This window comes from uncultured Fibrobacter sp. (genome assembly GCF_937877005.1).
Classification (GTDB): domain Bacteria; phylum Fibrobacterota; class Fibrobacteria; order Fibrobacterales; family Fibrobacteraceae; genus Fibrobacter.
Map to the genome: position 1 here is coordinate 1 of NZ_CALEFV010000129.1, position 9,981 is coordinate 9,981.

Annotated in this window: 11 protein-coding genes and 2 pseudogenes; 5 read left to right on the plus strand and 8 right to left on the minus strand. The window is 52.1% G+C overall.

Annotated elements, in window-relative coordinates; genetic code table 11:
* The first annotated feature begins 31 nt into the window (after positions 1-31).
* Positions 32-118: an XkdX family protein gene (locus Q0628_RS15705; protein ID WP_366979062.1), complete on the plus strand. Its 87-nt coding sequence runs from the start codon at positions 32-34 to the stop codon at positions 116-118.
* 46 nt (positions 119-164) lie between these two features.
* On the opposite strand, the pseudogene Q0628_RS06375 reads toward Q0628_RS15705, so the two are convergent.
* Positions 165-893 (minus strand): annotated as a pseudogene (locus Q0628_RS06375) (hypothetical protein); the annotation flags it as partial.
* A 250-nt stretch (positions 894-1,143) separates the two neighbouring features.
* Here Q0628_RS06375 and Q0628_RS06380 point away from each other — a divergent pair.
* A complete protein-coding gene (locus Q0628_RS06380) occupies positions 1,144-1,425 on the plus strand; it encodes a hypothetical protein (protein ID WP_298769264.1) in 282 nt (93 codons plus the stop codon).
* A 257-nt stretch (positions 1,426-1,682) separates the two neighbouring features.
* Positions 1,683-2,402 carry a DNA/RNA nuclease SfsA gene (sfsA, locus tag Q0628_RS06385; RefSeq protein WP_298769265.1) on the plus strand — a complete coding sequence of 240 codons (720 nt, stop codon included), beginning with the start codon at positions 1,683-1,685 and terminating at the stop codon, positions 2,400-2,402.
* Positions 2,403-2,471: 69 nt separating this feature from the next.
* On the opposite strand, the gene Q0628_RS06390 is transcribed toward sfsA, so the two are convergent.
* The 4 genes from Q0628_RS06390 to rsmA form a co-directional block, all read right to left on the minus strand.
* Positions 2,472-3,761 (minus strand): type II toxin-antitoxin system HipA family toxin, encoded by a 1,290-nt coding sequence (locus Q0628_RS06390; RefSeq protein ID WP_298769267.1) that lies wholly within the window; start codon positions 3,759-3,761, stop codon positions 2,472-2,474.
* On the minus strand, positions 3,758-4,111 hold the full coding sequence (locus tag Q0628_RS06395) for a helix-turn-helix transcriptional regulator (protein ID WP_298769269.1): 354 nt from the start codon (positions 4,109-4,111) through the stop codon (positions 3,758-3,760). The genes Q0628_RS06390 and Q0628_RS06395 overlap by 4 nt, the downstream gene beginning before the upstream one ends.
* A gap of 101 nt (positions 4,112-4,212) precedes the next feature.
* Complete coding sequence (locus Q0628_RS06400) at positions 4,213-5,958, minus strand: 1-deoxy-D-xylulose-5-phosphate synthase (RefSeq protein WP_298769271.1); 1,746 nt, start codon at positions 5,956-5,958, stop codon at positions 4,213-4,215.
* 158 nt (positions 5,959-6,116) lie between these two features.
* Entirely contained in the window at positions 6,117-6,896 is a 780-nt protein-coding gene (gene rsmA, locus Q0628_RS06405; protein ID WP_298769272.1) for a 16S rRNA (adenine(1518)-N(6)/adenine(1519)-N(6))-dimethyltransferase RsmA, read from the minus strand.
* 56 nt (positions 6,897-6,952) lie between these two features.
* Between rsmA and Q0628_RS06410 the strand changes: the two genes are divergently transcribed.
* On the plus strand, positions 6,953-7,507 hold the full coding sequence (locus Q0628_RS06410; RefSeq protein WP_298769273.1) for a DNA-deoxyinosine glycosylase: 555 nt from the start codon (positions 6,953-6,955) through the stop codon (positions 7,505-7,507).
* On the opposite strand, the gene Q0628_RS06415 is transcribed toward Q0628_RS06410, so the two are convergent.
* From Q0628_RS06415 to Q0628_RS06425, 3 genes are all read right to left on the minus strand, one after another.
* Positions 7,504-7,956, minus strand: a complete 453-nt coding sequence (locus Q0628_RS06415; protein WP_298769274.1) for a hypothetical protein — start codon at positions 7,954-7,956, stop codon at positions 7,504-7,506. The two genes, Q0628_RS06410 and Q0628_RS06415, sit on opposite strands and share 4 nt — an antisense overlap.
* 165 nt (positions 7,957-8,121) lie before the next feature.
* Positions 8,122-8,343 (minus strand): hypothetical protein, encoded by a 222-nt coding sequence (locus Q0628_RS06420; RefSeq protein WP_298769276.1) that lies wholly within the window; start codon positions 8,341-8,343, stop codon positions 8,122-8,124.
* The gene (locus tag Q0628_RS06425) at positions 8,340-8,969 is read right to left on the minus strand and encodes a macro domain-containing protein (protein WP_298769278.1); all 630 of its coding nucleotides are present in this window, start codon (positions 8,967-8,969) and stop codon (positions 8,340-8,342) included. The genes Q0628_RS06420 and Q0628_RS06425 overlap by 4 nt, the downstream gene beginning before the upstream one ends.
* A 125-nt stretch (positions 8,970-9,094) precedes the next feature.
* Here Q0628_RS06425 and Q0628_RS06430 point away from each other — a divergent pair.
* Positions 9,095-9,981 (plus strand): annotated as a pseudogene (locus Q0628_RS06430) (phosphomannomutase); the annotation flags it as partial.

Genomic DNA, 9,981 nt, shown 5'->3' on the forward strand with positions numbered 1-9,981 from the left:
CATGAAGGAGAAAATTGAGCGTTGGTACCGCATGGGACTGTGGACAGATACAATGGTCCGCGAAGCTGTGGCAAAGGGGATTCTGACTGCTGAAGAATCCGCGCGGATTCTGAAATAAGTAATCGAATCGTTTCACAGATTGCACGTGTTTTCCCTGATCCCGGAGGGCCTTCTAAAAAAGCGAATTCAGGAGTATTGAGCACTTTCAGTACAAATTGACGCTGTTCGTCAACACCATCAAAGGAATCGTTGTCTAATAGTTGCCAGTCAACGGAGTCTTTGGTGTATTCCTGCTCAACATCATTCCATAAATTTGTCCATTCGTTATTATCAAGCAATAGTCGAGTTATCGGAGATAAGCGTGGGTTTGGGCTCTCGTAAAGACGGTCAATCGCTTCCAGTTGCTTTTTTAGCTGGTATGTGTCGGGGCGAATCGCTATCCATTTTTTGGAAGGCTTCTCGTCTAGGGTTAATGTGTATTCTTCTTCGTCATAACTAAGAACAAAAATTTTTTTGCATACTTTGGAACTATCCCATTTGATTTTATTGTTGTCTTCTACAGGATCAATTGCGTATAATTGGCTGATATTCTCTTCTGTAAAGAAAATATCTAAATCATCTTTTTCGCTAATGGGGTTGAGGCGAATCTTATATAAAGTCCTTTTGTTTTTGACCTTCTCAATTTCGTTATCGGAGCCTTCTGGGTCAGTTTTATTCGTGTTTTCCGTTTCGTCCGTGAACGGAGTCCACTCTGCCTTTTTGACGACATTGCATCTATCAATACATTGTATCTGCCGATTTAGGAAGTCTCGGTATGGCTTCAGTGTCTTGCGCGCTTCGAACGCCATCTTTCCAGGATTCGTGCTTAATGATAAGTAGCTAACTAAACTCATGGTAAGCCTCCATTGTTGGGCGAAATCCTTCCTGCAAAAAACATGCCAAATAGCCGATTGTTTTTTTTGTGTAAAAAGCTCTCCTTGTTTGTTAATATAAGAAATTTATTTCGCATTAGAGAAAATTATTTCTTGTTATGGTGATGTCTGCCAAAAAAGGATGCTTTTTTTATCAAAAAAAGCCCTTTTTACGAATGGCACCATTTTTGCATTGCATTTGCACAACCTTCAACAAAACAGGAATAACGCAATGCAACAGTACATATCCAGTGACAAAAACATCCGCGATTTCGTTCAGAACATTCTTCGTTCTGGTCAATGGGAAATCGTTAGACACGGTAAACACGTCATTATTCGCCATGTGGCGGAATATGCCAATAAAACTATCGTGGTCCCGAGCACCCCTAGCGATCCGAGAACCTTTGAAAATTTTCGACGGGATTACTATCGCTATTTGCGTCAGTATTTCTCGCAAGTCGGCTGGATTAGAAATGAATCTATTTCCCAGCAATCTTCACCCTTAGCAGCATAAAGGAGGTAATACCTATGTCTAAGCATAATGGACAGCCGCCCGTCAATCCTCATGGAGCTGGATGGCCTTCTACTACAGGAGGCAAGTCTGGTGGCGGTCGTGGCGGAAATCCGCCTAGGGGCAAGTAGCCCCACCGACCAAGTAAACCCACTCCCCGGCCCAGCGCTCGGGGAGTTCTTACTTTATTACATTTTTACTCGGACGAATCTCTAAATTTGCCTAATGTCCCTGAAAAAGATGTATATTCCCTAAAAGCAATGCAGTACGGAAAAATTGTAAAGGCAACATTCGTTTCTCGGCCAAACCGCTTTATAGCCCATGTGAACATCAAAGGGCAAAAGACCGTGGTTCATGTGAAAAATACAGGCCGGTGTCGGGAACTTTTGTTACCCGGTACGGTTGTTTACCTAGAACAGTCCACGAATCCTGCCCGCAAGACTCCTTACGACCTGATTGCGGTGGAGAAGGTTACGCCTAGAGGCACGGTTCTCGTAAACATGGACAGTCAGGCCCCCAACAAGGTGGCGGCAGAATGGATTAGAGCAAACAAGCGGCGTTTCCCAAAATTGCAGCTGGTTCGCCCTGAATACACCTTCGGGAACTCTCGGTTCGATTTCTACATCGAATTCGCGGGCCGCAAGATGTTTTTAGAAGTGAAGGGCGTCACCCTGGAGCACGATGGTTTCGCCACCTTTCCTGACGCCCCTACAGAAAGAGGAATTAAGCACCTGACGGAATTAACCCGCATAAAATCGGAACGTGTGACCGCCGAAGACGGCACTTCCTACGAATGCGGCGTCCTGTTTCTCATTCAAATGAAGGGATGCAAACATTTTGGCCCCGACGACAATATCCATCCTGAATTCGGCAAGGCGCTTCGAAACGCCCGGAAGGCGGGTGTGGAAATTTTCGTGATTGACTGCAAGGTTGCACCGGACAGTCTCGTAGCTGACAAGCCTATTACACTGATTTTGTGAAGTCTAAATATAACCCAAATTTAGGATTTTACTTTCAAAAATATACTTTAAAGACCTAATTTAGGGTCTTTAAAATTTAATTAAATTCTTCGCAACTTCCTGCACAAGCTTTTTGGGAACATCATTCGCCTTGGCGCGTTTCTTGAAGCCTGCGAGGGCATCTTGCACCTGCTCGAGGATTCGCTTGTAGCGCCCCTGTACGAGGCCCGCGCTTTTTGCCACTGCCTTGAAGTCTTCGAGGGTGAATTTTTCGCGTTTGCCGTTGAAGGTCATCTGATGCGTTCCGGTCCAGCGGCCGGCCGGGTTGTAGGCGTAGGTGACGTCGAAGGCGGGGGCGAGCGACCAGTTGCCGCGCTTGTCCATCAAGAAGCCGATGTTTTTCGTGTGGTCATCCTGGTTTCTCGCGCAAATGTTGAATACGGCCCTGCGGTACATCTGTTCGATGTCGGCAGTAGTGAGCCCGATTTGCCTTGCGATGGCGAAGGCCTGCTCGTAGCTGTACGCCCCCGCAATGTTGAAGTCGTAGTGCGCAATGGCCGTAAGCGACTGGTAGTGCAGTTTGCCGCCGTTTTCGGTGCGGTCGAAGCGGCGCGTCATGAAGTGTCTATGATCGCCGTCTTCCAGCAGGCGGCATTCCGTCATCTGGATTCCGGCTTCTTTTGCGATTTGGCTGTAGGTGTATTCAAGTGCCCCGAAACCTGCCGGGTCGGCGTTTTCCTTGTCGCGATTGTTCTCGATGTCGTCGAATTTCAGGAGCCAGTAGCCGTATCCTTCGGGGGCGCGGACTTGCCCCGAGAGCACGGTTCCTGTAGAATCGTCATAAGCGATGAGAACCTTTGCGCGGGCGCCTCCGGCAGATGTCCCGACACGGACAATCTGTTCGAACGCGTCTCTCTCGCGGAGCCTGACCTTTACTTTTTTGCGCTGGTCCAGGATGTTGGCCGCGAGGGTGCGGAGTCTTTCGATTTCAAGCGGTTCGCTCTTGACGGGGTCGGGACCCATGACGGGGTAGAACTCGAGTGCGCCCATGCCGCGCGAGCCGGTGTAGCAGAGCCGTTCGAGCGCGGTAAAGCTTTTAGGGTCCCTGCCGTTCTGGACAAGCCACTGGTCGATAATCTTGTTGCCGAACTTGTCGGGGACGGAATCGGCGAATAGTCCCGGCAGCCTGTGGAAAGTGGCGGGAGAAAGGTCCGGAAATCGGTAGATAGCGCCGCTGCGTACGGGCATGGCGACCGGCGCGGGTTCTATGCCACTGCGGGCGAAGTCTGGAGCGTATTCGAACGAAGCGAATTCGTCGCCCTCTTTTTGGTAGAGCGCCCCGACAGTCGTTCCCCAGAGCTGCACCTCGACGGAGGTCATTTATCCTCTCCCCATACCCAGGGCGCATTGGCGGCAGCCTTCTTCTTGCGACCGGCACGTTTGCGCTGGGGCAGCTTTTGCGATTCGCGAAGGAGCATCATGGGGCTACGGCTGTAGTCGGGAACGGTGTCGATAAGCGATTCGGCGAAGCCAAACTGGAGCAACACCTTGACAAGGTGCGAGAGGCTTACGCTCTGGCCCATTTCGAGTCGCACCAATGTATTCTTGCCGACGCCCGCCTTTTCGGCGAGGGCTTCGCGCGAAAGGTCCAGGGCAATGCGGTGCGCACGGATGCGTTCGCCAAGCTCCTTGAGAGCGGTTTGTTCTGTAAGCGGTGTTGCCCTGTACATGTCGACCTCCTGGATATCTATCTTAAATATACTAAATTTCTGTCTATAAAACAACCCTATAATGGGTTTTTAATTCAGAAATTGTAGTTTTAAAACCCAATTTAGGGTCTACTTAAAATATCTTCCACAATCTGCCTGGGCGTGAGGCGGTTCCTTTCCATGAGTTCGCCGTAAGGGACCTTGTCGTAGAATTCCTTCTTGAGCCCCTTTACCAAAACGCGCATGTCGCTGTCGCCGTAGAAGCGGGCAATCTTCTCACCGAAGCCGCCATCGACCACGCCGTTTTCGAGCGTCACGACTACCTGGTGGTCGGCGCGCAGTCCTTCAAGCACTTCGCAGTCGACGCCCGTGGCAAATCGCGGGTTGATAATGGTGGCGTCGATTCCCTGCTTGGCAAGTTCTGCTGCAGCACTTTCAGCGAGAGCGTAGTAACTGCCGAGGCCGATCAGGGCCACCTTGCTTCCGCGCTTGTCAACCTTGAATGCGTTGAGCTTGGAGTAATCCTTGTCGAATGCCACATTCCTGTGCGAGACCCCGTTCGGGATGCGGATGGCCATCGGGTGTTCTGTCTGGTCAATCGCGTAATCCATCATGGCGATGGCCTCTTCTACGCAAGTGGGGCAGAGGTAAACCAGGTTCGGGATGTTGCTCATCATCGCGATGTCAAAAATGCAGAGGTGCGTGGTATCGTTCATGCCGTCGGCACCGGACATGGTAATGAGCAGTGTGGCTGGGTTGTTGTTTGCGCACAGGTCCTGCGAAAGCTGGTCGTAGGTACGCTGGATGAATGTACCGTGCGTGCTGTAGATGGGCTTGGCGCCGCCTTTGGCAAGGCCCGAGGCGAGTGCGACGGCGTGCTCTTCGGCGATGCCCACGTCAATAAACTGCTTGCCCGCTTCTTTACGGCGGTCGGCAAAGAATCCGATGCCTGCAGGTACTGCGGAATGGATTACGACCACCTTCGGGTCGGCCTTGATTTTTTTCATCAGGTATTCGCCGAGGATTGCACCGTAAGATTCGCCGTTGCCCCAGTTCACCACGCCGGTCGGGATGTCAAATGGTGCGGCCCAGTGGAAACCTTCCTTCGCGTTTTCGGCGAAGCTGTAGCCCTTGCCCTTGAGCGTGTGGATGTGCACCACCACGGGTTTCGTGGAATCTTTCACTTGCTTGAATGCCGCGATAAGCGATTCGATGTCGTTACCTTGTTCTACATACAGGTAGTCAAAGCCGAGGCTCTTGAAGTAATTGTTTTCGCTCTTGCCCTGCGTGGCGCGGAGTTCTGCGAGGCTCCCGTAAAGTCCGCCGTGGTTTTCGGCGATGGACATTTCGTTGTCGTTTACCACCACGATAAAGTTCGTCGCATATTCGCCCGCGTTGTCGAGGCCTTCGAACGCTTCGCCGCCGCTCAGGGAACCGTCACCGATGACTGCAATCACGTTGCCCTTTTCGCCCTTGATGTCGCGTGCGGTTGCTAGCCCGAGCGCTAGACTCACGGAAGTCGAGGTGTGACCAATCATGAAATGGTCGTGTTCGCTTTCGCAGGGTTCGGTGTAGCCGGTGACGCTCCAGTACTTGTCCGGATTCAGGAACGCTTCGGCGCGGCCTGTCAAAATCTTGTGCGTGTAGCTCTGGTGGCTTACATCGTAGACAATCTTGTCTTTGGGCGATTCAAAAACATAGTGCAGCGCGATAGTCGGCTCCACGAATCCGAGGTTCGGTGCGAGGTGTCCGCCGCATTTTGAAATCTTGTTCAAAAGCGCCGTGCGTATTTCTGCCGCGAGTGCCTTGAGGCTTTCCGTGTCCATCTTCTTCACATCTGCAGGGGATGCAATCTTTTCTATCAGCATAAATACCGCCTTAAAGTTTTTCCTAACTAAAATATACAACTTGAGAGATTTTTGCCGAAGAAAATAATTGACATTTCTGGTTCGCAGAGGAAACACAACAATGTCAAATGCATTATTTTATCAAAACAATCAATTAAATTGATTATTTATCGAAATGACTAGTGAACGATGACCCTGTAGAATTCCAGGAACTGCGAAGGCGAAAGTTCCTCGGCGCGCACGGTCGTGGGGTAATCCAGCAACTCAATAGCTTCCTGGATTTTCTTCTTGTCGTAAGCCCGGCCGAAAGAATTCGCAAGCGTCTTCCTTTTCTGCGTAAAGGCGGCGCGTACGAAATCGAAGAAGCCTTCGGGGGCATCAAGCGGTTCTGCCTTGGGAGTGAGCAGCATGGTCGCGCTGTCGACATTGGGGCGCGGCGTAAAATGCTCGGGACCAATCTTGCGCAAGATTTGCGTATCGGCGTAGGCGGACACAAGCACGGAAAGGCTTCCGTAATTGCTGCTGCAAGGGGCAGCACAGATGCGTTCGGCGACTTCGAGTTGCACCATCCCCATGAAACCCTTGGTCATGTGAAGGCGCGGCATGAGACCCGCGATAATCGCGGTAGAGACATTGTAGGGCAAGTTGCCGGTAACCCACGGCTTTTCGTGAGAATCCAGGAACGCCTGCAGGTCGAATTTGAGGAAGTCGACGTTTTCGACATGGAAATTCTCGCGGCCCTGGAATTTTTGGTTCAAAAATTCAACGCACTGCTCGTCGATTTCGACGGCAGTGAGTTCCACGGCGCGGTCGAGCAGGTGTTCCGTGAGAGCGCCGTGCCCAGGGCCAATCTCCAGAACGGCCTCGCCGGCATTTGCGGGCAGGTCACCGGCGATCATCTGCGCGGTGGGAACGTCCAGGAAGTTCTGGCCAAATTTGCGGCGGCGTGCTCTATCCATGAAACAGAATATAGAAAATAAAGTAGCCGAACAAACTATATTTACGACAAGCCTCCATGACAACGAAAAGCAGGACAGAGAACCGGAAGCCCCATGCCGCAACGAAAAACGCGCGCAGCCTCGTGACCCACGAGTTTCCGGCGCTATTCGACAGCAACTCCCGCGTACTGCTGCTCGGATCCATCCCTTCGCCGAAATCCCGCGAGCAGGGTTTCTATTACGGGCACCCTCAAAACCGATTCTGGAAGGTGATGGCACAGGTCCTGGGCGAAGAGACCCCCGAAACGATTCCGCAGAAAAAAGCAATGCTCAAGAAGCACCACGTGGCACTCTGGGACGTGCTCGAGAGCTGCACCATCGTGGGCGCATCCGACACGAGCATCGAGGATGTCGTACCGAACCGAATCGGGGAACTTGTCAAAAAGTCAAAAGTCGCCCGGGTATTCTGTACCGGGGCAACCGCACATAAGCTATACCAGAAATACTGCGCCGCCGAAGTCGGCATCGACGCCGTAAAGCTCCCCTCCACGTCGCCTGCCAACTGCGCCGTTTCTCTCGATAGGCTCGTCGAAACCTACCGGGAAATCCTGAACGCAGCGGACAACTCCTAGGCTTTTTGGCGCTGACGGCGACGGAAATCGCCATCAACGTTTTCGGCCCACTTGCGATTCCTTTCGCTGCGATTATTGCGGATATCGCTCATGAGGCAGCATTGTGCTGCGTACATGACTCCGATTCCAGCTTCGTCGTTCACAAAGTTCGCGGCGCAATCCTCGTCGATCCCGTAATTCCTTGCAGTTTCGATCGCATCGATATTGGCCCCTAGGAATATAAATTCCCAGCCGTACTTTTCCTTCTGACGTTTCACCATCTGGCGTACGCGATCGTGCAGCACTTCCATCTCGCCGTCAAAAAGTACCGTCGAAACGAAAGCCTCGCCTTCCTCCTTCTTCTGTTTTTCGATTGTGGTGTTGAATCCGCCGATGGTATCCTTCTCGAGCCCGCTCATGGAGCCGCTGCGGTCCAGGATAAAGACGATTTCGGTAAGTCCCTTTTTCATGATTGCCTCCATGCCGCTATTAATGCGACTTTGGTGATGGTCGCCGGCTTAGTACATTCGCACCTTTACGTTTGCGACCGGTTAACGGAAGCAATAATAGATGTTGCTACGGAGGAATTGGTCGCCTACCAGGCGACATTTAAAAAAGGCTTTTTTTTGCAAAATTTAGACACCCAGGGTCGGCTGCCCAAACTTGAAGAGCATGCTGTTGATTTCCCAGATATCGTACTTCTGCCGTTCAATGAAGTACATGACAATCAGGTCGCCCCTGTTGGATGGCGAAAGCGCAAGTTCGGCACGCGCGAGCAGGTCGGCAGTCTCGTCCATATTCAGGTGCAGGGCGATGGCGAGCGCAAGCGCCGTCTTCTTGGTGGGTCTGTAGTTCACATTGCTGCGTATCTTGGAAAAATGCTTGCGGTCGAGATTTGCGCGTTTGTAGACTTCCACGTCGTCCTGATTCTTTTCGTGAATGAGGCTGAAGAGCTTGTCACAGAAGGTTTCGCACGGCCTTGCAAGAATATCCTCGAGGCTTTTGCCTTCGTCAAAATATTCCTTGCGAGAAAGCCCCGTAAAAATGCCACTACGGGATTCTTCAATGGCACAGAGCCTGTCTTCCGATTCGACGGGAGCATTTTGAGAAAAGGAAACCGGTAAACGCCGCTCGAGATCAGCGGAAACGCGATGGAAGTTGCCCCCAGTTCACGAGCCTTGGAAAGCGCCCCCAGGTAACAGTTTTCAAGGGAGAGAGCCTCGCCCGAGTTGCCGCCATTCCATTTGGGCCCTACCGTATGAATAATATATTTCGCCTTCAGGGCAAATGCCGGTGTCACTGCGATTCCGGATACACAGATTTTGCCAACTTGCTCACGCGCCTTCAGAAGTTCGTCGTAGTCGGCAGCCTGAAAAATGTGATACTCCGCACCACCGCCACAAATGGGGAGCGGATTTGCCGAATTCACGATGATGTCAGCTTTTACTTTCGAAATGTCGTCGCGGACAATTTTCAGGGGCATAGGAGTTCTCTTGTTTTGTCGGTATTCAAAATAAATAATTTTCACCCATACCTAATTTTTTTATTTTTCCTAGCGACAAAAGACGGCCTAGTTATAATCAATAACTAACAACGAAAGAGGTTTCTATGAGCGTCTCGATGCAAGAGGTGATGAAACAGTCCGGCGTCGCATTCGGTACGAGCGGTGCCCGCGGCCTGGTGACCGCCATGACGGACCGCGTATGCTACGTCTACGCGCGCTCCTTTATCAAGTACTGCGAGGCAAGCTACCAGTGCGAGCACACCATCGCCATCGCAGGCGACCTGCGCCCCAGTACCGAACGCATCCTCAAGGCCCTCGTGAAGGCAGGAACCGATTCCTCCTGGAAGGTTATCTACTGCGGTCGCATCCCGAGCCCGGCTATCGCACTTTACGGCCTAGACAAGGCTCTCCCCACCATCATGGTGACGGGCAGCCACATTCCCGCCGACCGTAACGGCATCAAGTTCAACCATCCGAAGGGCGAAATTTCCAAGAAGGACGAACAGGGAATCGTCTCGCAGTCCGTCGACTTCGACGAATCGATCTTTGACGGCAACGGCATGCTCAAGGCCGCCCCGGAGCTCCCGTCTGTCGAAACGGAAGCCGAAGAGAATTACTGCAAGCGCTATCCGGAATTTTTCGGCACGAAGGCCTTGCAGGGGCTCACCATCGGTGTGTACCAGCACTCCGCCGTGGGCCGCGATATCGTAGTCAAGGTTCTCGAAAGCCTGGGTGCCACGGTGAAGCCGTTTGCACGCAGCGAAACCTTTATCCCGGTCGATACGGAAGCGATCCGTAAGGAAGACGAGGAACTCGCCCGCGACTTTGCGCACAAGGATTTCGTGGACGCCATCTTCAGCACCGACGGCGATTCCGACCGCCCGCTCCTGGCAGATGACGTTGGCATGTGGCTGCGCGGCGACGTGCTGGGCATCTTGGCTGCCCAGGCGCTTCACATCAAGCGCATTGCAACTCCGGTGAGTTGCAACAC